The organism is Paenibacillus amylolyticus, from assembly GCF_001570725.1.
GTDB classification, from domain to species: Bacteria; Bacillota; Bacilli; order Paenibacillales; family Paenibacillaceae; genus Paenibacillus; species Paenibacillus amylolyticus_A.
Genome location: NZ_BCNV01000007.1, coordinates 187,570 through 211,465 on the forward strand (window position 1 = coordinate 187,570; position 23,896 = coordinate 211,465).

Genomic DNA, 23,896 nt, shown 5'->3' on the forward strand with positions numbered 1-23,896 from the left:
AACGTCTGTAATGCTGTCTTGTTTCATAGACATAATGTCCAGTATACCCTATTGTCCATCAATCAGCCCAGAAGTTCCTTATGGCCAATTCATCCCAAACGAATAGGGACACAACCTATGTTTTATACCCCACAATGGCACGAAGCAATCTGCGTATAATCCAGCTGATCAAACTGTACACTGCCCCATAGATGAACCAAGCGCCTATGTTACTACCCATTGTTGAAAGATCACTCGCGATATACAACAAAGGCAGCATAAAAGAAATAATCAGCGCAACCCAGAGTCTAAACCATTTGGCAAAATAACTGCATACTCCAAGCACCACAGCAATGATGGGACATAATATCAAGACGGCAAACAGCGGATTCATATGATCAAACCACCAATATATCATGCACGACTCCTCCATCCTTTTCATAGCATGGTCCATGTTGCGTCATTGAGTTTATTCTACTCTTTTTCCAGATTTCAATATGTATGATATGTTGCAAAATTAAAAAACCAGCATCCTGTAAAAAAAACAGAATACTGGTTTCTTATATGGATGAATTTAAATTGTTTTTGTCATAAATGCGCTATTCGGATCCAATATATAATCCGCGAAGGGTTCGCAGTATTCGAATCCGAAATCTTCATACAACTTCCGTGCCGGAATAAATGAGTCCATTGAGCCCGTCTCCAGACTGATTCGCTTATAACCACGTTCTACAGCAACGTCCATAATATGGGCCAAAATTTTTCTCGCTACGCCTTTTCTCAGATGAGCCGAAGCGGTACGCATCGACTTCAATTCTGCATGTTCCGAATTAAGTTCTTTGATAGCCCCACAACCGAGCAAGTCGTCCCCATCCCACGCACACCAGAATGTAATTTCAGGCTTCTTGAGTCCATCCAGATTCAACGCATGAATACTCTCTGGAGGTGAATCCGCTGCCATGCCTTGCAAGTGCTCTGCAATTAATGCCTTAACTTGTATTCCATTCAAATCATCCACTTTGATCTCCAAAACGTATCACTCCTGCCGACATTTTTATTGGTTCTGTCATTGAATGTATATCGATTATTTCATATTACTACCATGTTAGGTTTCATGACAAGAGATTGCTTCTATCCACTAAAATACGCTATTGTGATTCACCTATAATTTCCAGTATGATGAGGCTATCAGATGCCAAAGGGGCGAGGTCTATTGCGAAATATACATAGAGTTACATGTGAAACTACGGTGAAGCAAGCTTAACTTAATTTAAAGGAGACCCCTATGACACTCACTACGGATAACCTGTTTTATAGCAAACGATTAAAGATGACGCCACCACGCTCTGAAGACGTGCAGACCATGCTGCAATGGAACGAAGACCCGGAGTACCTTCGGAATGTGGATACTGATCTGGCCATTCCCTATTCAGAGAAACAGTTGGAAGATGAGGGCGAAACGAAGAACAAGGAAGTCTACTTTAGACTGCGCACGCATGAAGAGGATACGCTGATTGGTTTTGTCGTCATTCACAGTATTGAATGGAATAACCGCTGCGGACAGCTTGCCATTGGCATCGGACTTGCCGAACATCGCAACAAGGGATATGGAACGGAAGCGTTGAATCTTATTTTACGATATGCATTCCATGAAATGAATCTGGACCGGGTTGGCCTCGATGTCATCGCCTACAATGCCAAAGCAATCCGTTCCTATGAGAAGGTTGGTTTTCAGTTGGAAGGTCGGGCACGCTCAGCTGTATATCGTGATGGTAAGCGTTACGACCGCTTGATGATGGGAATCCTAAGACCAGAATGGGAAACACACAATCAGATCCATACGGAGGGTGAACAAGCATGACCAAGAATGCAGAAGTCACTGCGTTTATTGAACAGATTCAGATCCCATGGCAAGTAGAAATCGCTGGACAACTGCGTCAGTTGGTGCACGATACCATCCCTGACGTGCAGGAACGCGTGCAATACAAGAAACCTCATTTTTTGAAAAACGGAAAGTACGCTGCGGTCATCTCGCCATCCAAACAGGCCGTGTCTTTCACCATCTTCCATGCAACCGAACTTGATCTACCCGATGGAATATTCGAAGGCCCGGAAGAACGTAAAACGATCAAACTCAAGGAAAAAGATACGCCGGACTATGAATGGTTGGCTGGTTTGTTAAAGCAGGCATCTGCGGACTTGTAGACAGATGTAGTGAAGAGGCTAGGCGCATACGAAGCTGTAGTAACTTAGGTCGTAATGTGTGGAACGTGTGGTGTGGGTGGTAATGTGCGGGTGATGTGTATGGGGTGAATTTAGGTTTGGGCGCAGTGCTAACGAATCGGACACACCTTATTTCGCATTAAAACAAACATATGAAATTCTAACGAATCTCAGCAATCTTATTACCGTCAGAACCTCCGATTTTCTTCGCGAAAAACCTGCCCATGGGAGAAATAAAGTGCATACGATTCGGTAGAATTCTATACTGCTGCAAAATCGCCCAATAAGACGTGCTAGGTTCGTTAGACTGTGTGAGTACGACAAGCTGCCTCTGCACGTAGATAAAAAAACCAATCCTTAGTGACTGAATAACATAACCCGCTAACTGTAGAAAGAATAGCCGCCATCCATTCTGCGCAGCAGGCTAGCAAAGGGGCATCCCATGAAGTTCAAGAACTTCCGGATGCCCCTTTGTTTTTGTATTTCTACTACTGTCATTCCAACCTGAAGCCCTGAAATATCGTATTAAGATGCTAGCTTATAATAGCTTCCACCATCAAGATTGCTGGTAGGATACGGCGGTCAGCTGACACGGCTCACATAGGAACATGTAATACATGCCCTCACCATGTTTCTCAACCTCGCCCCAATCCAGTTGTGCGACGGCCTTCATTCTCGTGGAACAGCTCGGACATGTTGGATACTCCGCATCCTGAACCCATCCCGGATGTCCGCCGACCTGAGATAGCGATGGCTCCATCGCCCATTCACTGGCATGGAACGCATGACGTGATGAAGTCGCAATCTGAAACTGACGCCCCGCAGCCTGTGCAAGTTTACCATAGTCGTCTAGGTCAATCTCGTCCATTCCCACAGGCATAACATTATGTGAACTCCATAACGGTTCCCCTGCTGCGTCCATTTCCATGTAAACCACACCATAACTGCTGCATATCACGCAAGTCTGTATCTGAAGTTGCTGAGCATGCCAAGAAACGTCATGCAATGCTGGATGCTTAACATCCAGACTAATTAAGGTGGTTAACGCACCACCACACCATGGACAGCAATTGGCACTAGGGGTCAGCAACGAGAATGAATCACCGAATGATTCCACGCTAGTTCCTTCATTCTCTTTTACTTTATAGAGTGAATAACTTGGGGTGATGAATAATTCCCTGCGCTGCCCGTCTTTCGTGAGCTCCCAACCAGCTTCAGTGGTGTAATGCTCTGGTGCAACGTACAACTCACTCGCCCAAGATGGCGGAGACTGTCTCCACTGCCGGAACTGCTGCACAACAACATCATCACTGATATGAGCCAGCATGAGCAAAATATGGTTACGCTTCTCATCATCGGTATTCACCTGCTGCAAGAGATGATCACGTGCCTCACCCGAGGCACTTTTATACAAAATGGAAGGATAATAGATCTCCTGTTCCAGCAGCTCAGGAATTTCGGCAGTCAACGATATATCATGGTAGCAGACCAGATATACCAGAATGTCTTTGCCTGTATCTTCATCACCTGTACGAATCCGTTGCATCGCATAGTCCTTCATCTGATCTTGTTGCTCTACAGACAAGGACAGATATACTTGTTCCTTAGATTGTTCATATGGCACATAACGAATTAGCGGATCGCGAACCTGAGGTTCGTGCATGATTTTCAAAGTTTCCACCGGGTCTATGATCCCCGCATACAAGTTCACGTCACGTCGATTCGCTTCAATGTATCTCTGGCGCTCCTCACGCTCCATCTCCTGCTTGCAAGGCATACAATAACCACCCGTTTTCGCCGCTGTTGCTGGCAGAATGGTATTTGTACACCCTTCTCGTATACACTGAATTCGTTCTGTCATATTCCAACCTCCTTCAACTATTGGCAATGGAAAACACGCCACAATGTGACGTGCTTGTCCCTTACTCATATTTCAATACTGCCTGTCCGTAAAAGAAAATGCGAATCAGTGATGTCCCAACTGGTCCTTGGTGAACTCATAAAAGGCGAGCGCATCTTCGCTGCTGGCAAAGCCTGCCTGAGCCATCTTTTCACTACCTCCACCTTTGCCTTGGTAAGCTCCAAGATTGCCTTTGAAGAAAGGTCCACACGCCCATTCAGGCGGCTGTCCGTTCTGTGCGAGAACGACTTTGGCCTCCGAGATGCTGGCGAACAGTACAAGTCCCTCATGGTCTGCCGTCAGCTTGGTTGCCAGGCTCTGCATATCCTTTAGCGATTTGTCTTCAAAGACTTGAGCAATCACCAGCCCTTGCCGAGCAGCCAGAAGTTCCTCCGCATAATAGGCATCATTGGTTGTTTTCACTGCATTCAGCTCGGTTTGCAGCTGTTTTTGCTCCAGCTCCATTTTCTCAATGCGCTCCAACAATTCGTCCTTGCTGGTCTTTAATTTAACCATGATGCTATTGAGCACGTTTTGTGTGGATGTAAATTCATTCAGCGCTCTTGTTCCACATTTGAAATAAATGCGGGTGCCGCCCTTCACTTTTTCGGTTTTCAGCAGTTTGATGATCCCGATCTCACCTGTCGCCGACACATGCGTTCCGCCGCAGGCGTTATACTCCACACCCTCGATCTCGACAATGCGAATATCTTCCGTTACCGTAGGCTGCTTCACCAGTGGCAATTGTGCCGCCTCTTCTGTTGTAACCCAGGAAGTGTTGATGCGAGCATTACGATAGATCTGACGATTCACCTCTTGTTCAATGGCAGTCCATTGATCCGCTCCCAGTTCAGCCGCAGCCACATCAATCGTGTCATACTCCGTACCGAGATGGAAACTAAGCGTCATCGCTTCAGTCAGCTTCAGCGTGATTGCCGATAACAAATGCTGACCCGTATGCTGCTGCATATGATCGAATCTGCGCTCCCAGTCAATCTCACAATGTACTTCTGTCTGTTCAGGGGCGCGTTCCAGCTTATGCCACACTTCTCCATCTTCGATGTTCACATCCAGAACAGCAATACCGCCAATTTGTCCTAGATCACAAGGTTGTCCACCCCCATGCGGGTAAAAAGCAGTCTCCGCCAGCGTGACATGTATGCCATCTTCCTTGTCCACTCTGCCTGTAATCGTTGTATGCCACTCTCTAGTATAAGCAGAGTCATAATAGATTTTTTGCGTCATTGAATCATCCCGATCCCTTCTCGTTCAAATGGGTTTTCATAATCTCCAGATTACACTATCTGGAACCCTCAAGCCAATTTATGGCATGCAAAATCGCTTTCCATATCCAAAATAACACTCTGTGAGTGAAAATACCTTTTGAACAAGAAAGAAAATTTTGCAGGAAGATGCTCGGTATTGAATAAAAAAAAGCAGAGTGAATAATCACTCTACTTTCTGAAGACCATTTTAACAAACCACTTTTCATTAAATCTTGTGGTTAATAGATCGCTATCGGTCCATACGGACCATCGATAATTTCAATTTTCGTTTCAAAAATATCTGTTAAAATTTCAGGGTCCATCACTTCTTCTACGGTTCCAAAAGCAGCGATTTGGCCATCTTTCATGGCACATATTCGATCCGAATATTTGGCGGCAAAATTGATATCATGCATAACCGTCAGAATGGTTCTCCCGAATTCATTAGCGGCATATCTCAAATGCTCCATCATCCGAACAGAACGGGCAACATCCAGGTTGTTCAGAGGCTCGTCCAAAAGTACATATTCCGTCTCCTGACACAAAACCATGGCGACATAAGCTCTTTGCCTTTGACCACCAGAAAGCTCATCTAAATATCTATTTTCCAGATCAGTTAAGTCTAGAAAATCAATATATTTAGAAATAATAGCTTCATCCTCATCCGTTAATCTTCCCTTAGAATAAGGAAACCGTCCGAATCCGGCAAGTTGTCTAACGGTAAGCCTTGTGACAAAATGATTTTCTTGTCGTAAAACCGTTACAATCTTGGCCAAGTCTTTTGACTTGGTCGTGGAAACATCCATATTGGCAACCGTAATTTGACCTTCGTCCAAATCCAAAAGTCTTCCGATCATCAGAAGTGTCGTCGACTTCCCCGCACCGTTGGGTCCAATCAATGAAGTAAGGCCTGCTTTGGGTATATGAATATTCAAAGGGCCAATCTCTACCTCGGCTGCATAGGACTTTTTGACATTATTGATCTGTATCATAAAGAACCCTTCCTTAAAATCACAATTAAAAATGTTAGTCCGCCAACCAATTCTATAATAATAGATACAACACCTTGGGCATTGAAAACATGATTCATAATAAAGTATGCACCGGTTAAGATCACAAACCCTATCGCAAGAGCCATTGGGAAAACATATCTGTGATCATAGGTTTGGGCGGCCTGATAACTCAAAATCGCTACTAAAAATCCATAGAATGTTAGTGGTCCCACCAAAGCCGTCGAAATGGCCATCAATATGGAAACCAGGACCAGCGTATAAATCACACTACTTTGATGTTTAGTTCCCAAGGAAGTCGAGACATCCTTACCCAGCGACAATACATTTAACCTCTTGGCATTAGCAAGCAGCAGGATCGCTGCAATGATGACGATAGGAATCGCAATCGGGAAATAGGCAGAATCGGCATTATTCACGGAAGCAAACATTCTTGCCTGTAAAATATCAAACTCGGACGGTGCAAGAAGTCTTCTCATAAATGAAGATACGGATCTCAGGCCGGTCCCAATGATAATTCCGACCAGAAGCAGAAGTTGTAAATTGCCGTATTTTCCGGAAAGCAGCCATCCATAAAGAATCAAACACATGATGACCATGGCAGCAACTTGATATAAAAAGGAATCAACACCGCTAAAATTCACAAATACCGTAGCACCAAGGAAAAATATAGTACTCGTATGAATGGTTGAATAGATAGCATCAAAACCTAAAAGGGACGGAGTGATAATTCTGTTATTCGTAATCGATTGAAAAGCAACCGTGGATAAACTTTGGCAGATTGCAGCGATCAGCATTGAAACCAGAGCAACTACCCTTCTTGTAACAACTGGTATAAAAGAAGGTGAGGACACCGGCACGGGATTGTTATAAACCAGTAGTCCAACCGATGCAAAAACGCCCAGAACAATCAATGTGATCAGCAAAATCCAATAACGCTTTTCTTCTTTCTTGGTACGGAAGGCTCTAGCTGATCTTTTTTTAGGACGACGGCTAGAATCGATTTCGATATTTAGTGGATTTCTACTTGCTAAGTCGCTCATCTTACCCTCCTTGTTGACCGCCTTTGTCTTAACAAAATGACAATAAATACGACGGCTCCCACTGTTCCAAGGATCATGGAGACAGGTATTTCAAAAGGCATGATGATGACACGAGACAGGATATCACAAACAATGATACTGCCCATCCCTAATAAGCACACCCATGGCAAATTGCTCCTGAGATCGTCACCCCTAAACATGGAAACGATATTGGGGACAATTAACCCTAGAAAAGGCAAGTTCCCAATGACAGCTGCAACGATTCCAACGGCCAGTGAAATAAGCGCAGTACCCAAAAGAATGATCCTGTCATAATTTACGCCAAGACTAGTAGCGACATCTTCTCCAAGACCAGCTAAAGTCAACCGATCAGCAAAAACAAAAATAAGAATAGTCACCAACACAATGAGCCATAAATATTCGTACCTGCCAATTTGCACAGATGAAAAGGAGCCTGCAAACCAGCTTTCGATATTTTGAGTCATTTGGAATACAAGTCCAACGAAAGTTGAAAATGCAGAAATGACTGCTCCAAGCATCATCCCGATAATCGGGACAACCAAAGACGAACGGAGTTTAACTTTCTTTAGAAACATAAAAAAAATCATCGTTCCTATAAAAGAAAAAATGATTGCACCAGTCATTCTCAACGTTAAGCTCGGAGCAGGAAAGACCAGATAAATAAACATGATCCCCAGACCCGACCATTCCATTGTTCCTGTTGTGGTAGGTTCCACCAAGCGATTCTGTGTAATAAGCTGCATGACCAGTCCAGCCATTGCCATGGCGGCACCGGTAAGCATTAATGCAACAGTTCTTGGGACACGAGTAATGAAGAACATCTCCATTCCATCGGCTTGTCTTCGTATGTCATAGACTCCAATAAGCAGTGATGTAATGCCTAAAATAATAGTGGCTATAATCGCAATGATAAAAGGTATGGTCCATAGCTTTTTCGGATTATGACGCTGGGGTTGAGAATTCTCAACCCCAGCTAATTTTGGTATTAAATTCTTCTGCACTGCAGCATACTCCTTTTTACTGTTTAGCTAGAGCTTTCGTAAGATTGTTAATCAACTCCAAGAAAGTTTCAATCGATTCATTGGTGTATGTGTCGTTTGGAGCATAAACGATTTGTTTTTGAGTAATAGCTTTTGTGTTTTTCAGAGCAGGTGAGTTATCAATAACGTCCTGAGCCGGAACGGCACCTTCTTCAGCAGATACAGCTGCATCCCGATCCAGTACGAAAATCCAATCCGGATTGCTTTGGGCGATCGCTTCAACAGAAATATCATCCCCTTGATGATCAGAAGAAGATTTGTCCACTTCTAGTGCTGGAACCCAGCCGAAAATGTCATACAATGGTCCCCACACACGTCCAGTAAGAGGAGCCGAGAAACCAATGTTTCCACCAGAAACGACAACACTCATAATTTTATCTTCACCATTATAAGCGGCCTTAGCTTCCTCAATAGCTTTATCAAAATCAGCAATCAGTTGGCTAGCTTCTTCTTGCTTCTCGAAAATTTTCCCTAAATTGGTTGTTGCATCTTTAAGTCCATTCACAAAGTTATCTCCAGGTGATGCTGTTTCTTCAAGCTCAATGTTAAGGTCAATCACTGCTGCATTAGGCACTAATTTTTTGATATCTTCATAGAATCCAGCAAACCGTTGACCAACAATGACAAGGTCAGGCTGTATCGAAGCCAATAGTTCAAGATTTGGTTCACGATGATTTCCAATATTTTGTACCGATTCATCCGCCACATACGGTGAATCCGCAGGCATTACATCCTTCGGCGCTGCTGCTAATTTGACGCCCCAAGTGGACAGAGTCTCAAATGTTCTGTTATCCAGAGCAACGATCTTCGTTGGATTTACTGGCACAGTTACCGTTCCATGAGCATCCGTAATTTCAACAGTTGTGGGTGTAGCTGTAGTAGCAGCATCGGAAGTTGTAGCCTCTGTATTCGCAGTATCCGTCGTAGCAGGTTCATTACTTGAACAAGCTGCCAACACCAAAGTTAAAGCTGCAACCATGATCAACATTAATTTTGAAGAAATAGACTTTCTCATTTAATTTATATCCCCCTAGATTTAGAAAATTTGGATTCCCACGCACCGTACTGCGTTGGATAAACTCAGTATCATATACCTCCTCAGACGTAAATTTAGAAAATAATCTTAACCCCTTTTCACTGTAGTGCTGAGTAATAAAAAGATAAATGATAGTGATTATCAATATCAATAGGTTATATTATAACAAGTTAGAAGGCATTTTCAACAACCTATTTATTTAAATTCATGGCGAAATTATGAACCAAATATTCTATTCTATGTATTTATATGCATAAAAATCGACATTTTATAATGATGTACATTGAACAATATGCATCCATCTGAACTCCATTTTATTGAGTGACAGCTTGATATTACCAAATGTATATTGTAAATTAAAAAATACACTTTTATTGTATACAGTAAAAATGAATCATAGATGTGGAAGGAAATGTTCAATGGATATTTATGTTAAGTATTTTTTAATCGGTCTTGCCATAGCCATGCCTGTTGGAGCAATTACAGTAGAAATGACAAAGCAAGGATTGAAAAATGGGTTTATTCACGGATGGGCCGTAGGTATTGGTGGCATGACGATTGATATTTTACTTATACTTGCTCTGTACTTCGGCTTTGCTTCCGTACTGGCCTTGCCGTATGTTCAAACACCTCTCTGGATCGTAGGTGCAGGGTTCCTCGCATATCTGGGTTACGATTCAATTAAAAATGCCGATAAAGATATCACCCCGGCAGATGAAAAGACACAGAAGTCATTTTTTAGTACATATCGAAACGGATTGCTTGTTGCAGTATCACCTGGTAACTTAGTATTTTGGGTTTCCGTATTTGGTGCGGTTCTTTCCCAATCCTATAGTTCTTCCCATTCAGGAGGCTTTGCCATTGCAGCATTTGGAGTGATGAGTGGGATTTTAATTCATGATTTAGGTCTACTATCTATTGTTTCAATAACAAGAAAAGTAATGAGTCGCCAAATGATACGCTGGGTTTCGGTCATCGCTGGAATCATGTTGCTTGGGTTCTCTCTATATTTTGTGTACGAATTCGTAGTCGGCCTCATTCAATTCTTTTGATCGAAAAAGTCAGTATCGTGCCGTCATTTTATATCATGCGGAGGAACAACGTGTTATTGCAGAGAAATCAAAGACAGATTTAGATCATTTTGGACGCTTCCTTGAGCCGGTTGTGACAGCTATCGAAGCACGAAGTGATCAAAAAATTCTGGAGTTAAACGATATTCAAAAAAAATAGGACAATCCTAATTGCTTTAGGAGTGTCCTATTTCTTTTATTCATTTTTTCAATAATTCATCTATATAAATTGAACTAAAGAATATTTACACTTGCCACTCCGATGACAGAACAACCTTCTGATCGCTGTTATCCCCAGATTTTTATATTAGGCTTTACAAAGGGGAAATCTGGTGATAAAGGCGAAGTGTATGCTTCCGAAGTAGCTTTCTTGCAGAAAGCTTTTAGCTCCGCTTCTTCAGGTTGTTTCTGTCCTCTACGTTCTCGTGTAAATGTTTAGTTCAATTCATCTAGAACGATAAGATTCCTTATTTCATTGACTCAGACAACTCTGTGAAAATAACACCCAGCGCATACGCGCCAGCATCAGGGTAGCCCAGACTACGATCGCCGACAGTACCTGCTCGGCCCATACGTGCCACGATATCTTCCGTTTTCTTCGCGCCTTCAACGGCAGCTGCCGCACCTTTAGCAAATGCGGTTTTGAAGTCATCGCCAGACTCCGCACTTTGTGTCCAGGAATCAGCACACGGAACGAGTGCATCGATCAAGGTTTTGTCGCCTACAACAGCACCACGTCCGAAGGAGCGTTCTCCTGTGGACTGAATCCCTTGCACGGCTGCATGCATCATCTCAGCAAATTCAGCAACATTTAATTGCTGTTTGTCCCCTACTGCTTTGCCAGCCGCACGGAATGCCGAACCCCAGATTGGACCGGATGCTCCGCCACAATATTCCATGATAACAAGGGAACATGCGTCGAGGAATGAACCGATATCTTTTTTATCTTCGTTAATGATGTGATTCCATTCCCGTTTCAACTGGCGGAATCCTTTAGCTACACTCATACCGAAATCGCCATCACCGGCATGGGAATCCAGTTCACAGAATGGTACCTCGTTCTTGATGATGATCTCACCCATCTTATCGATCAGGTAGACGACATTGTCCAGTGAAAATTGATTGCCTTCGATTACCGCAGCTGATGCATCCGTCTCCACTTCATAAGATACGGGAGCGTCTTCACTCACAACAGCTTCCAGCGCTTCGGAATAAGCCACTTGTGCTACCGGAGGGCCAGATACTTTAAATGCAGGGGTATCACTTTCCTTGAACAACAATGACTTCAGTTCATCATCCAGTTTCAGGATCGTAACCGATGCACCCGCCATATCAATACTTGTCATGTAGTTGCCTACAAACGTAGTAGCGACCTTCAGACCTGCATGTCCTGCAAGCTCACGTTGAACGGAATTGTTGAGCAAATACAGCTCTTGCAAAGGTGTTGCTCCAAAACCATTCACAAGTACTGCAATCTCCGCAGAAGCGTCTGTATCCAGCTTCATATCGGCAAGCAGCGCTTCAACCATACGCCCTGCCAATTCATCAGCCGAAACAATTTTCTCCCGGCGAATCCCTGGCTCACCATGAATCCCTACGCCGAATTCCATCTCATCTTCAGCAATTTCGAATGTAGGCGTACCTTTGGCTGGTACGGTACAGGATGTGAAGCCAAAACCAATACTGCGAACGTTCTGAGTTGCTTTCTCGGCAACGGATTTCACATCTGCCAGACTGCGACCTTCTTCCGCTGCTGCTCCAGCAATCTTGTGAACCAGTACAGTGCCGGCAACGCCGCGACGTCCTACCGTATACAAGCTGTCTTGCACAGCGATGTCATCCTCAACGCGTACATATTGTACGTCGATGCCATCCTCTTCTGCCAGATGCGCTGCATTCTTGAAGTTCATCATGTCACCGCTGTAGTTCTTGATGATCAAAAGTGTACCCTTGTTGCTGGCTGTTGCCTTGATTGCTTGGTACACCTGGATTTGGGAAGGAGATGCGAACACATCTCCACATACCGCTGCATCCAGCATACCTTTCCCCACATAACCTGCGTGAGCTGGTTCATGTCCACTGCCACCGCCACTGATCAGGCTGACTTTATCGGCCTGAATCTCTCTGCGTTTAATGACTTTATATTTTTTCAGGAACTCAAGCTCCGGGTGCGCAAGCGCAATTCCGTTACACATTTCCATAACAACATTTTCTGCTTGGTTAATAATTTTCTTCATTATTTTGCCTCCCGGCAAGCTGCTTTGTACTCACGACCCATGCGGTCAGCGGCTGCAATGGCAGCAGCCACTTCAGGAACGGTGATCGGGAACGGCATCGCGTGAATGGATTCTTCCGGAATACAAGCGATCTCTGCAACTTTCAACAGCTCTTCCTGACTAATCGTGTCTACACCGATGTCCGCCAAGCTGATCGGCAGTCCCACTTCTAGACAGAAGTCCATAACTTCATGCAGCTCTTCGGTTGGTGCATTTTCGAGCACGAGTTGTGCAATTGTGCCGAAGGATACTTTTTCACCGTGGAAGAAGTGATGTGTGCCTTCCAGAACAGTCAAACCGTTGTGGATTGCATGTGCTGCGGCCAGACCGCCACTTTCAAATCCAAGACCAGACAACAGAATGTTGGTCTCAACGATATTTTCCAGCGCTTGAGTCACGACGTTGCTGTCACTGGCTACTTTTGCTTTCGCACCGTCAGTCAGCAGCATTTCATAACACAGTTTTGCCAGTGCAAGTGCCGCATTCGTACCAACTGCAGAAGGTGTATATCCTTCGCGGGAACCCATTGGCAGACTTGCGTTTACACGGGAATAGGATTTCGCTGTTGCTCTTGCTTCGAAGTATGTAGAGAGCGCATCTCCCATACCGGATACGAGGAAACGTGTTGGTGCGTTGGCGATTACCGTTGTATCAACGAGAACCACACTTGGGCTTTGTTTGAAGTAAGCATAGTCATCGAAAGAACCATCCGGTGTGTACAATACAGCCGAGTGACTTGTCGGTGCGTCTGTTGCCGCAATCGTTGGGCAGATGATCAGTGCTTCGCCTTCGGCCACACATTTAGCAGCATCAATGGCTTTACCGCCACCAAGACCGATGGTAGAGTCACATCCTTTTTCCTTCGCGATCGCTTGCAGGCGAGCAACTTCCTCACGGGAACACTCCCCTTTAAAACCGCTTTCAACAAACGTAATATTGAATTTCTCTGCTGTTGCATCCAGCTTCGCTTTTACACGCTGTACATCATCCGGATGTGCAATCAGCAAGGCCGATTCTCCGAAGGATTTAACAAAGTACCCCAGGTTCAACAACTCGTCTTCGCCTTGTACATATTTGGTTGGGCTGATAAATGCTTTTCTCATATGAATATATGCCTCCTAAGGATATGAAATAGTGTAGTGATTAGATCAAATTTTAATTTCTTACAATTGACCTTAATATAACGCATGAGCAGCAGGTTTACAGTGGACTTTGATAACAAATTATTATAATTTTCAATCGTAATTTTTTGCTTTTTAGCGCAATCATGGTATGTTATTGTCATGAGATGGTTGAATTTTGACCTCCCATTATACATTACCCGTCATCATTAGATCTTAATATGTACAACTTGCTAACTTTTAACGGCCTAAATCATGAATCAGGTTAGCTATGGAGGTTTCATCCAATGATTAAAGAATATTTGCATATCAATAAAATTCTCGACCTTAATAAATGGAAGCGTCTACAAGATTCTCTCGCCACAGTTACCAAACTTGCGATCCTCACCGTTGATTATAAAGGCATTCCCATAACCAGTCACAGCAGCTGTCAGGCCTTCTGCCAGAATGTACGCAAAGACCCCGAACTTCTCCCCTACTGCCAAAAATGTGATTCGCGCGGCGGTCTGGAAGCGGTTCGGTTGAATGAGCCCTATGTCTATCTATGCCATTTCAACATTATTGATATCGCGATTCCGATCACGATCGATGGCAAATATATCGGCGCCGTCATGGCAGGACAAGTGAAACTCGCCGACCCGGAAAAGGGTAGTGATCTGGAGCAGATTGTCACATCCAAGAACGTGCCCATGCATGCAGCCAAGCTGGAGGAATTAAAGGACGATTACGCCCAGCTACCTGTGATGACCTACGAAGAAATTGTGAAAATCTCCAACATGTTATCCCTGCTCTGCAACTATATTGTGGAGGAAGCACTCAACAAAAATCTGTTAGTGGAAATGTTCGAGAAAGCGTCAGGCAATCAGGAGTCACTGAACCTCTCCACTATTCTGCCGGGTTACTCCATTCGTAATATCGAGTCGATCAAAAAAGAGATGACCAATGCGATTGCGGATGCCTATCTCAAAAACAGCCCAATTGATGCGGAAAGCTCCAGCCCGGTGCTTCAGCCTGCATTTGAATACATTCACAGTCACAAGAGTGAGCAGGTTTCACTCAAACAAATGGCCGATCTATGCCACCTGAGTCCGAGTTATTTCAGCAGACTGTTTGCGAAGGAAACCGGTGAGAACTTTACAACCTATCTTGCAAAACTCAAAATTAAGTGGGCCAAGCAATTGCTGGAGGTGACCGACATGCCTGTCTCACAGATCAGTGATGAGCTGGGATTCAATGAATCGGGATATTTTATTAAAATATTCAAAAAGTTCGAGGAGATTACACCCGCTCTCTATCGCAAATACATTCAAGAGAAAATGTAAATTCACTGATATCTTTTTCGTATCAAAGATGGGATTAAAAGATATTTCACCTATTAATCTGCCATTGCTACAATGGAGTCCAGATGACTTAGGGAGGCGGCAAGAATGGAATATCGCAAATTAGGAAACAGTGGATTAACCGTCAGTGAGATTTCACTCGGCAACTGGATTACGCATGGAGCGCAAGTCGAGGATGGAATAGCAGAAGCTTGTGTGCGAGCCGCATTGGATGCAGGTATTACCACATTCGATACCGCAGACGTGTATTCCAATACGAAGGCTGAATCCGTGTTAGGACAGGCTCTTAAGGATGTACGAAGAGAAAGTATTGAACTGTGCACCAAAGTTTGTCACCCCACCGGCTCTGGTCATAATGACCGCGGACTTTCCCGGAAACACATTATGGAAGCCTGTCATGGTTCATTGCGGCGCTTACAGACAGATTATATCGATGTCTACTACGCTCACCGTTATGATTACAATACTCCGCTGGAAGAGACGTTTCTTGCGTTTGCCGATCTGGTGCGTCAGGGCAAAGTCCACTACATTGGCGTAAGCGAATGGACCGCGGATCAGATCGCAAGAGGAGCCGCTTTGGCGCGGGAACTTCATGTACCCTTCATTGCAAGCCAGCCTCAATATTCGATGTTATGGCGTGTGATCGAGCAAGAAGTCGTACCCGCAAGCGATCAAGCAGGACTGGGACAGATCACATGGTCTCCTCTTGCTCAGGGCATACTATCAGGCAAGTATGCACCTAACGAAGCATTGCCCACCGGATCACGTGCAGCTGGAGAGGCAGGAGCACCCTTTTTCAATAAACTGGCTGGTCAGTGGTTACGCGAAGATGTTCTTACCGCTGTGCAAGAGCTTGTTCCATTGGCGAAAGAGATTGGTCTAACTCTCCCGCAACTCGCCGTTGCGTGGGTTCTCCAGCCTTCGTATGTCAGTTCCGTTATTATCGGTGCATCCAGACCAGAGCAGGTATTGGAAAATGTAAAAGCCTCCGGTGTGAAACTGGACCCTGCGATCATGACTCGTATTGATGAAATATTGAATCCTTGGATTGAGCGTGATCCAACCAAGACGGGTTAAACACATTCATTAACAAAATTCATAAAACGGGATACCACTTCCTGATTCATGTCCGTCCGCCATGCCGTATACAACGGTACGGAGGGCGGATTTTCTTGTAATGGAAGGAACACCACGCCCTTCCGTTGGAACACATCCACCGATGATGGAACAATGGAAATCCCCATGCCCGCTGCAACGAGATTCACAATCGTATACATCTGGATCGCTTCCTGCGTAATTCGAGGGTCTACGCCATGTGCTCTACAGTAGTCCAGAACCAGTCGATGAAATGGAGAACCCAGATGTCGTGGGAATAAAATAAAATCTTCATCCGCCAGTTCTCGAATCGAAACTTGAGTCTGAGAAGCCATCGGGTGATGATCTGGCAACACAGCAATCAACGTTTCCATCTGACAGGGACGGAACGAGACATGACGAGTATCTTCCTGATATCGCAAAAATCCAATATGGATCTGTCCGTCTTCCAGTGCCTGCAATTGCTGGGACGAAGTCATCTCACGTAATGTCAATTCAATCTGCGGGTACGCAGCGCGAAATTTCCTGATTACATCGACCATGATGCTCCCTGAAGCCGAATCCACAAAGGCTACGGTTATATGCCCGATGATACCCTGATCTGCCTTTTGCGTAAGCTGAATAGATCGATCAAGTTGGGCCAGAATGAGTCTGGCCTGTTCCAGAAATACGGCACCTGCTGGCGTCAGACGAACCATTTTTCTCGTGCGCTCCAAAAGTTTTACACCAAGCTCTTCCTCTAAATTCTGAATCTGCTGGCTCAACGGTGGTTGCGTCATATTTAATTTTTCCGCTGCACGGTGGAAATGAAGCTCCTCCGCCACGGTGATAAAGTATCTTAACTTACGAATATCCATACGTCTGTTGCGCTTCCTTCCGTCTACCCTGTTAATTCATCTGTTCCTGAACCCAGATTGCCGACTCAGCCAGCATTATCATTAGTTCATTAAAGTCCACAGCAATCTCCCGAAGAGGCACTTCTCCTGCATCGTGGATCAACATCAGTACCTTGCCTGAGACCTGATCCAGTATAGCCATACTTCCTTCACCGAATCCACCAATGGGGAAAGGCTGGAGGTCAGCTGGCAACTCATATTCTTTCTCATATTCACGATAGGCTTCCAGAAACTCGGGATAGGCCCAGTACAGTTCTTTCACCGAATACAAGGCAGGATCGCCGAAGTTGCATGCACCGAATTCGAGCAAAAGCGCGCGATACGCTGCGGGCAATCTCACGTTATGCTTTTGCTCAAAAACCTCAATGCTCTGTTGCGTCTCAGGAGTACACCCTTCTCCCATTGTCGTATCATAAGCTTTCACCAAAAGATCACGAATCGCTTCTAATTCTATCGATGCCACTTGAATTCCCCCTTTAATACGTGTTCAACAATATCTTAAAATGTACCTTTCGTCACTTGTCTATCTATTCCTGCAAAAAACGGCTGAATCAGGACTTTCGCCACTGATCAGCCGCTGTGTAGTCAGATCCATTCTTACTAACAACTTATACCTTACAACGCAATACCCGTTACCTTCCATTCCAGAATGCCTGTGGAAGCAGCATCATTGGATACCATCTGAAGACGCATTTTCGTAGTGCTCACCGGATCAAAAGTCGTGGTATTGTAAGTATCTGCACGAGTTCCACGGCCTTTGGCGTTCTTCACATCACGCCATGTTTTTCCGTCCCAGTATTGAATTTTGTACGAGCGAGGTACGTCAATACCGCCGTTGTCCTTGAACCAGTAAACATCCGTTTGTGATACCGTATACGTGCGATCCAAATCATACTGTACCCAATGTGTACCGATCTCTGGCCAGTTCCCATACACCGCCTGTGTACGATCGTTGGAATGTGCAGGGTCCTGTCCATCATTCAGCGCAGCAATCGTTTCCCATGGAGAAACATACGATGTCGTCACTTTGGCATTCGCGGCTACATTAACAGGTTGATTGGTAGATGGCGCAAGCGGGAAACGTGCGGTATCCTTCTTCAACTGGCTCCATGTATAGCGCAGCAACCAGGCATCCCAATTTGTAATGGTAGACGAATTGCCTGCCCACATAATCGTTGGCATGGGGAAGCCACCCGGCGGACGATCCGGTACTTCATAGAAATCTGGCATGCCGAAGCCATGACCAATTTCATGTTCGGTAATTTCGATTTCCGTGTTGTTTACGGTTCTCAAAATGTAATCATCGGAAACCCGCTGCCCCCAGTCTCCGCCAGCACCGCCGCCGAAGTTGGACGTTCCCCACAGGTACATGTCAAACCGCTTGTCCAAACCGCCAGGGTAGGCATAGTTCGGATTCGTAAAATGCTCAAATCGCGACAACGCGTTAGGCGCATAAGGCAAGGCTGCCGGGATTTTCGGATCAGACTTGCTCAGCTCATCCACAGTTGTGGTTGTATATATGATTTCATCCGATTGCTTGTCCAGAATCTGTGCCGGATTCGCTACTGCCCAACCGACTACTTTAACCGCAATATCCCCATAAGGCCAACCATCATAACCCTTCAGATGTTTCGTCCAGTTATTCATTTGCCGGCCCAGCATCTTCTCGATATCCTTACGCTGTTGCAGGGTCACATTCTTGGTCGATTGCCAGCGTACAACATAGTTAATGGTTCCTTGACCTGCAAAAATCTGATCGTAGATCAGATTCTTCCGATTGACCGATCCTTCCTTGATCATACGATTGGTGTACACCCACTCAATGGATGATCTCAATTCCGAAGGCATATCGGATAATACAGCAGTGATCGATACACCTGACTCGGCGGCTTCAGCTGCGTACGCCTCTCCTGACCATGCGGAACTTCCCCCCAGCAGTGTTGCAGATAATGCGAGTGACATCACAGCTAATGTGCATTTTTGACGTGAAAACATAATCTTCATCCTTTCTTCCCCGAATGTTATGAACAGCTCTCGTTTCGCTCCCCATTCCTCGTTTGGAATATATTACCTTTAATATTTTACATGATAAAGAAAATGTTGGAATACATCGGTATACCTGTTTTTGCTACAGGTTCATGCACTTGTTCAAGTTAATCCTGTGATAAAAATCGGACTTTGGACTAATGACATATGCTCGTTCATGAAAGTGGTTTGCATAGGAAGCTGTAAATAAGTGCACAAAAATACCCTGTCCAGCATGTGGACAAGGTAGATTAACAACATTTAGTTGATTTCGCACATAAATTTTTCTCGGAATTCTTATCTCACCTGTTTACGCAGCTCTTGGTCCAACCATTCCAGTGCTGCACGCAGCTTATCCTGGGGAATTTGCTCATAACGATCTCCACCAGAATATTCGAAAGCACAGCTATTCGCACTCGTCTTGTTCAAATACGAAGTTATTGCAATGTCATGCTGCTTAGCCATTTGTACAAGAATCGGTTCGACTTCGTCCGCAGCCAGCGCAAAGTGAACATGGAACATATTCGATACAGGGACCTCGGGCAATGTATGTATCCCGTGACACGCATTCAGTAGAGAGGCGAGTTCTTGAGCCTGCTCGTAATAAAGCTCCATTTTGCCAATCCGTTCATTGAAATAATACTGGGAACTCAGAATATACGGATAGAGGCCGATCAGATCACCGCCGTGCCGCCGTTTCCATACTTTTGACTCCTGCATCACATCCGTGTCTCCGGCCAATATGGCCCCCGCAATACCCCCGATTCCTTTGTAAAAGGACACATACACCGAATCAAACAGACTGCAAATCTCCGCAGGTGTCTTCTGATAATAGGGAGTAATCTCAAACAGGCGCGCCCCGTCCAGATGTAGCTTAATCCCGCGTTCGCGGCAATAGGCCGAGATCGCTTCCAGTTCTTCATACGCTGGCAATTGGCCGCCAATCTCGCGTTGCGGCAGTTCCAACAGCAGGCAGGCAATGTCCTGATCGAGCGCTTGTACATCTTCCAGTCGAATCAATCGGTCCTTGTCCGCAAGTAAAATCGATTCAATCTGGTGTAACTCTTTCAGACCGTCTTCCTCATGAATTTCCAGATGACATAGAGGGTGATAAGCTACTCGCTTCACACCTTTGCGGTCACACCAGATCCGTAATGCTATCTGCTGCGCCATCGTTCCACTTGGGAAAAACACGGCCGATTCCTTGCCGAGAACATCAGCCATCTGCTGCTGAAATTCTTCAATGAGGGGGCCGTTGCCGTAGTGGTCACTGAACAGTTCCCCATCGATCTGCTCCAGTACATCCTGAAGCACCTTCACTTTGCGAATGCCATGACCGCCAACAATAAAGTCTGCCTGACTAAATGCTTCCGCGAGCGTTAACGTAGTATCCTCCAAGATCACTCACTCCTTTATAGTTCTGGTTCTGTAATGATCTGTACCAGAGCGCTCAGCGCACTAGATATATGTTCACCACGGGAATACACAAATCCTACTTCCAACCGGCAATAAGGATCGGGCAAAGACATCACTGCAATCTCGCCTCTTAATTCTACTTTGGTAACCGAAGATCGTGGCAGCAATGATACACCGAGCCCGGCAGATACACCATTTAGAATCGTGTCCAGTGTTCCATATTCCATGACGCTCAGTGAGTGGATACCTTGATCTCTCAAAAAAGATTCCGCCTGAGCCCGATGTGTGCATCCGATCTCAAAAAACAACATCGGCCTGGACAATAGAGCATGCAACTCATGTGTTCCAGGTTCGGCGACCAGCACCATTTCTTCGTCATACATCTTCATATAGTTCAGCTCAGGATGATCGATTGGGCCATATATTAATGCGCCATGCAATTCATGTTGAATCACCTTCTGGTTCAGTTCATGCGTCCCACCCGTGACAAGCGAATGCTGTACCTCAGGGTAGCATGAAGTATATTCAGCCAAGAGTGGCGTCAGAAAAGTGGAAGCTGCTGTCTCAATGGCGCCCAAACGAAGTAAGCCTGCTGGTGGGTTCCCCACTTGCGTGGCCTGCTCTGCTTCATATAATAATTGCAAAATTCGATCTGCATACACCAGCAGGTTCTCGCCCGCCGGTGTGAGCGACATCCCCCGATTGGAACGATGAAATAGCGGTACCTGTAACTGTGTCTCCAACTGTTTGATCCGTGTGGTCACATTGGATTGTACATAATTAAGTGCGAGCGCAGCTTTACTGATACTACCTTCACGGGCAACCGCCTGAAATATTTTCAAATCACCTGCATCCATACCTTGATCACCTGCTCGTCGTTATATCGGCATTCTGCATCATGCGATTCATGCAAAATACTTATCTATTATTTTCAATGATACTGACAATCATTTTTGTTCATTTTACGTGAATCTGCCCCGTCTGTACAATGAGGCTCAGTAGTGAAGTCTGGCTACATAGACAGGAGGAATATTGAGTATGAAAGCTATCGTTCATTCAGGCCAGAGCGGCCTTGCAGGTCTTCAATATACAGAGTCAACATCTCGGGCACCAGAAGCCGGGGAAGTGGTAATCCAACTAAAATCCGCAGGAATCAACCATCGGGATCTATTCATCATGGCAGCACGCGGAACCCAGGACCCCCCGCTCATTCCCGGTTCGGATGGGGCTGGTATTATCGTTGGGATCGGCGAAGATGTAAGAGGATTCTCAATAGGAGATGAAGTCATTATCCATCCTACACTCGGTTGGGAACATACATCTGAAGTGCCCATTGTACCCGATATTGTGGGTGGTCCTACGGATGGAACACTGGCGCAATATATAACATTGCCTGCTGAAAATGCCCTGCCCAAGCCAGCCCACCTATCCTGGGAGGAAGCAGGCGTATTGTCCCTTTCCGCGCTGACGGCCTATCGCACCTTATTCACTCGCGGCGTATTGAAGCAAGGTGAACATGTCCTCATTCCCGGCATTGGCGGTGGTGTAGCGACATATGCTCTGCTCATGGCCGTAGCCGCTGGTGCTAAGGTGACCGTCACCTCCAGAAGTGAAGCCAAAAGAAATGAGGCGCTTCGCTTGCGTGCTTCCCATGCATTGGACAGTCATGGCGATTGGCGTTTGCAAAACGATCTGGAACCTGTGGACATGATCTTGGATAGCATCGGACAAGCCATGTTCCCGAAATATTTTGATATAATCAGACCAGGTGGGCGTATTGTGATGTATGGTGCCAGCTCGGGGGATGATCTGACCGTACCGATCCGCTCTATCTTCTTCCCGCAGGTTAGCCTGATCGGCACCTCTATGGGCAGCCGTGAGGAGTTTGTCCAGATGCTTCAATGGGTGGAGCAACATGACATACATCCTGTAATCGATGGTGTATATCCGCTACAGGATACAGCGAAAGCATTCGAGCGTATGGAAAAAGGCGAGCAGTTTGGCAATCTGGCTATACGAATTGAATGATGACAGATTGTAGTCCATTTTGAAATAGAACGAATTGAATTGAGTTGAATTGTATCATGCCAATACAAGACTAGGGTGAATCTTCAAACACAGGCAAGCTATACGATGATGGATGTCAGCATCCAATAAATCTTGAAGTTCAAGCTGATTGATCCTGGTTGATGGGTCTGCGACTTTCTAAGGAACACAGGACGTCTTATTTGGCCTTAAAGTACTCTTTCTAAATTGTAAGGAACTTCAGACACGTTATTTCCCAAAATTCACTAGCAAAACCGCTGCAAACGGTTATTTATTCGGATATAGCGTGTCTCAGGTTCCTTAGATTTCCGCGGGCGCTTCAAATCCTTGAATAAGATGTCTCAGATTCGTTAGCGCTCGCTCTAGTTTGTTCACGCTATTAACCATTCAGGAGGTGTGCATACATATGGACAATCGATTGTATTTGGTAGAATTAGTCCGCAAACTGATGGACGCCGAAGGAACAGAAAGCGAGTTGGATGACATGTTAACGGAGCTACAGCAGCAGGCGCCTCATGCAGAGATCAGTAATCTAATTTTCTGGGATGATCGAGACCTGACGCCTGAACAGATTGTGGAAATAGCGCTGGCTGCCCGTCCGATCATTCTTCCGCCCCAGTCCTAATTTCAGTCAGGAGGTAAGCACTCGGATGTCGGTTACAAATCAAAATAGTAATGAACAGCCTGATTTCACTGAATCTAAAGAAGACACTACGCAGCCTGTTTACCTTACCCAAGGTGAAATCAATGCACTGCAGAAAGCCATTATGTTTCTCAAGTTTGAATGCGAAGAGACTGAATCCCTGCTCTATTCGGGTAGTCCGCTACTGAACAGCGTACTGGAGAAGGTACGGGATGTCAGCGCATTTGGTGAGTACGCCAAAGAACTTCACTCTCGTGCAAACGAACAGGCAGAGCTTTTCATGCGCGCCAAGCTGGAACGTTCTTATGAAGCAGAATTGGCACCGCATGAACGGACTGAGGAACAAAAGATCGAGATTCTCAGGTCCTGCATGTATCCATATCCGGTTAAATAAAGAATCCTCCATGCTCATGTTTAGAGCATGGAGGATTCTTTATTTCATTATTTTGAA

The 23,896-nt window shown here is 45.2% G+C and carries 24 protein-coding genes; 9 read left to right on the forward strand and 15 right to left on the reverse strand.

Annotated features, from left to right (window positions below; genetic code table 11):
• Positions 1 to 115: 115 nt before the first annotated feature.
• Together PAHA3_RS25625 and PAHA3_RS25630 are read right to left on the reverse strand one after the other, a co-directional pair.
• Positions 116 to 397: a hypothetical protein gene (locus PAHA3_RS25625; RefSeq protein WP_062837489.1), complete on the reverse strand. Its 282-nt coding sequence runs from the start codon at positions 395 to 397 to the stop codon at positions 116 to 118.
• A gap of 156 nt (positions 398 to 553) precedes the next feature.
• The gene (locus tag PAHA3_RS25630; RefSeq protein WP_062837490.1) at positions 554 to 1,009 is read right to left on the reverse strand and encodes a GNAT family N-acetyltransferase; all 456 of its coding nucleotides are present in this window, start codon (positions 1,007 to 1,009) and stop codon (positions 554 to 556) included.
• A gap of 255 nt (positions 1,010 to 1,264) precedes the next feature.
• Here PAHA3_RS25630 and PAHA3_RS25635 point away from each other — a divergent pair, with 255 nt between their 5' ends.
• Positions 1,265 to 1,840, forward strand: a complete 576-nt coding sequence (locus PAHA3_RS25635; RefSeq protein ID WP_201028114.1) for a GNAT family N-acetyltransferase — start codon at positions 1,265 to 1,267, stop codon at positions 1,838 to 1,840.
• On the forward strand, positions 1,837 to 2,184 hold the full coding sequence (locus tag PAHA3_RS25640; RefSeq protein ID WP_062837491.1) for a DUF1801 domain-containing protein: 348 nt from the start codon (positions 1,837 to 1,839) through the stop codon (positions 2,182 to 2,184). The genes PAHA3_RS25635 and PAHA3_RS25640 overlap by 4 nt, the downstream gene beginning before the upstream one ends.
• Before the next feature lie 574 nt (positions 2,185 to 2,758).
• On the opposite strand, the gene PAHA3_RS25645 is transcribed toward PAHA3_RS25640, so the two are convergent.
• From PAHA3_RS25645 to PAHA3_RS25670, 6 genes are all read right to left on the reverse strand, one after another.
• On the reverse strand, positions 2,759 to 4,063 hold the full coding sequence (locus tag PAHA3_RS25645) for a hypothetical protein (RefSeq protein WP_062837492.1): 1,305 nt from the start codon (positions 4,061 to 4,063) through the stop codon (positions 2,759 to 2,761).
• A gap of 105 nt (positions 4,064 to 4,168) precedes the next feature.
• Complete coding sequence (locus tag PAHA3_RS25650) at positions 4,169 to 5,347, reverse strand: alanyl-tRNA editing protein (RefSeq protein WP_062837493.1); 1,179 nt, start codon at positions 5,345 to 5,347, stop codon at positions 4,169 to 4,171.
• A 259-nt stretch (positions 5,348 to 5,606) separates the two neighbouring features.
• On the reverse strand, positions 5,607 to 6,359 hold the full coding sequence (locus tag PAHA3_RS25655; protein WP_062837494.1) for an iron ABC transporter ATP-binding protein: 753 nt from the start codon (positions 6,357 to 6,359) through the stop codon (positions 5,607 to 5,609).
• The gene (locus PAHA3_RS25660) at positions 6,356 to 7,420 is read right to left on the reverse strand and encodes an iron chelate uptake ABC transporter family permease subunit (protein WP_062837495.1); all 1,065 of its coding nucleotides are present in this window, start codon (positions 7,418 to 7,420) and stop codon (positions 6,356 to 6,358) included. The genes PAHA3_RS25655 and PAHA3_RS25660 overlap by 4 nt, the downstream gene beginning before the upstream one ends.
• Complete coding sequence (locus PAHA3_RS25665) at positions 7,417 to 8,427, reverse strand: ABC transporter permease (protein WP_371327964.1); 1,011 nt, start codon at positions 8,425 to 8,427, stop codon at positions 7,417 to 7,419. Before PAHA3_RS25665 ends, PAHA3_RS25660 begins: the two co-directional genes overlap by 4 nt.
• A gap of 31 nt (positions 8,428 to 8,458) precedes the next feature.
• Positions 8,459 to 9,496, reverse strand: coding sequence for a siderophore ABC transporter substrate-binding protein (locus tag PAHA3_RS25670; protein WP_062837497.1), 1,038 nt, complete (start codon positions 9,494 to 9,496; stop codon positions 8,459 to 8,461).
• A gap of 440 nt (positions 9,497 to 9,936) precedes the next feature.
• On the opposite strand from PAHA3_RS25670, the gene PAHA3_RS25675 reads away from it, so the two are divergent.
• Together PAHA3_RS25675 and PAHA3_RS30280 are read left to right on the forward strand one after the other, a co-directional pair.
• Positions 9,937 to 10,569: a LysE family transporter gene (locus tag PAHA3_RS25675; protein ID WP_062837498.1), complete on the forward strand. Its 633-nt coding sequence runs from the start codon at positions 9,937 to 9,939 to the stop codon at positions 10,567 to 10,569.
• Between the two features lie 55 nt (positions 10,570 to 10,624).
• Positions 10,625 to 10,747, forward strand: coding sequence for a hypothetical protein (locus PAHA3_RS30280; protein ID WP_235599572.1), 123 nt, complete (start codon positions 10,625 to 10,627; stop codon positions 10,745 to 10,747).
• A gap of 307 nt (positions 10,748 to 11,054) precedes the next feature.
• Here the strand turns inward: PAHA3_RS30280 and dhaK are convergent, their stop codons facing one another.
• Both dhaK and PAHA3_RS25685 read right to left on the reverse strand, forming a co-directional pair.
• The gene (gene dhaK, locus PAHA3_RS30055) at positions 11,055 to 12,824 is read right to left on the reverse strand and encodes a dihydroxyacetone kinase subunit DhaK (RefSeq protein WP_082763005.1); all 1,770 of its coding nucleotides are present in this window, start codon (positions 12,822 to 12,824) and stop codon (positions 11,055 to 11,057) included.
• Positions 12,824 to 13,966: a glycerol dehydrogenase gene (locus tag PAHA3_RS25685; RefSeq protein WP_062837499.1), complete on the reverse strand. Its 1,143-nt coding sequence runs from the start codon at positions 13,964 to 13,966 to the stop codon at positions 12,824 to 12,826. The genes dhaK and PAHA3_RS25685 overlap by 1 nt, the downstream gene beginning before the upstream one ends.
• A 305-nt stretch (positions 13,967 to 14,271) precedes the next feature.
• Between PAHA3_RS25685 and PAHA3_RS25695 the strand changes: the two genes are divergently transcribed.
• Together PAHA3_RS25695 and PAHA3_RS25700 are read left to right on the forward strand one after the other, a co-directional pair.
• Complete coding sequence (locus tag PAHA3_RS25695) at positions 14,272 to 15,306, forward strand: PocR ligand-binding domain-containing protein (protein WP_062837501.1); 1,035 nt, start codon at positions 14,272 to 14,274, stop codon at positions 15,304 to 15,306.
• A gap of 105 nt (positions 15,307 to 15,411) precedes the next feature.
• Positions 15,412 to 16,401: an aldo/keto reductase family protein gene (locus PAHA3_RS25700; RefSeq protein WP_062837502.1), complete on the forward strand. Its 990-nt coding sequence runs from the start codon at positions 15,412 to 15,414 to the stop codon at positions 16,399 to 16,401.
• On the opposite strand, the gene PAHA3_RS25705 is transcribed toward PAHA3_RS25700, so the two are convergent.
• From PAHA3_RS25705 to PAHA3_RS25725, 5 genes are all read right to left on the reverse strand, one after another.
• Positions 16,398 to 17,276 carry a LysR family transcriptional regulator gene (locus PAHA3_RS25705; RefSeq protein WP_062837503.1) on the reverse strand — a complete coding sequence of 293 codons (879 nt, stop codon included), beginning with the start codon at positions 17,274 to 17,276 and terminating at the stop codon, positions 16,398 to 16,400. The two genes, PAHA3_RS25700 and PAHA3_RS25705, sit on opposite strands and share 4 nt — an antisense overlap.
• Positions 17,277 to 17,307: 31 nt before the next feature.
• Positions 17,308 to 17,778 (reverse strand): SMI1/KNR4 family protein, encoded by a 471-nt coding sequence (locus PAHA3_RS25710; protein WP_062837504.1) that lies wholly within the window; start codon positions 17,776 to 17,778, stop codon positions 17,308 to 17,310.
• 152 nt (positions 17,779 to 17,930) lie between these two features.
• Positions 17,931 to 19,310, reverse strand: coding sequence for a discoidin domain-containing protein (locus PAHA3_RS25715; protein ID WP_062837571.1), 1,380 nt, complete (start codon positions 19,308 to 19,310; stop codon positions 17,931 to 17,933).
• Positions 19,311 to 19,637: 327 nt separating this feature from the next.
• The gene (locus tag PAHA3_RS25720; RefSeq protein ID WP_062837505.1) at positions 19,638 to 20,738 is read right to left on the reverse strand and encodes a threonine aldolase family protein; all 1,101 of its coding nucleotides are present in this window, start codon (positions 20,736 to 20,738) and stop codon (positions 19,638 to 19,640) included.
• A gap of 14 nt (positions 20,739 to 20,752) precedes the next feature.
• Positions 20,753 to 21,613, reverse strand: coding sequence for a LysR family transcriptional regulator (locus PAHA3_RS25725; protein ID WP_062837506.1), 861 nt, complete (start codon positions 21,611 to 21,613; stop codon positions 20,753 to 20,755).
• Between the two features lie 181 nt (positions 21,614 to 21,794).
• Here PAHA3_RS25725 and PAHA3_RS25730 point away from each other — a divergent pair, with 181 nt between their 5' ends.
• The 3 genes from PAHA3_RS25730 (at position 21,795) to PAHA3_RS25740 (ending at position 23,839) form a co-directional block, all read left to right on the forward strand.
• A complete protein-coding gene (locus tag PAHA3_RS25730; protein ID WP_062837507.1) occupies positions 21,795 to 22,784 on the forward strand; it encodes a quinone oxidoreductase family protein in 990 nt (329 codons plus the stop codon).
• Between the two features lie 424 nt (positions 22,785 to 23,208).
• A complete protein-coding gene (locus PAHA3_RS25735) occupies positions 23,209 to 23,427 on the forward strand; it encodes a bacteriocin immunity protein (RefSeq protein WP_062837508.1) in 219 nt (72 codons plus the stop codon).
• 25 nt (positions 23,428 to 23,452) lie between these two features.
• Entirely contained in the window at positions 23,453 to 23,839 is a 387-nt protein-coding gene (locus PAHA3_RS25740) for a hypothetical protein (RefSeq protein ID WP_062837509.1), read from the forward strand.
• The last annotated feature ends 57 nt before the right edge of the window (positions 23,840 to 23,896 follow it).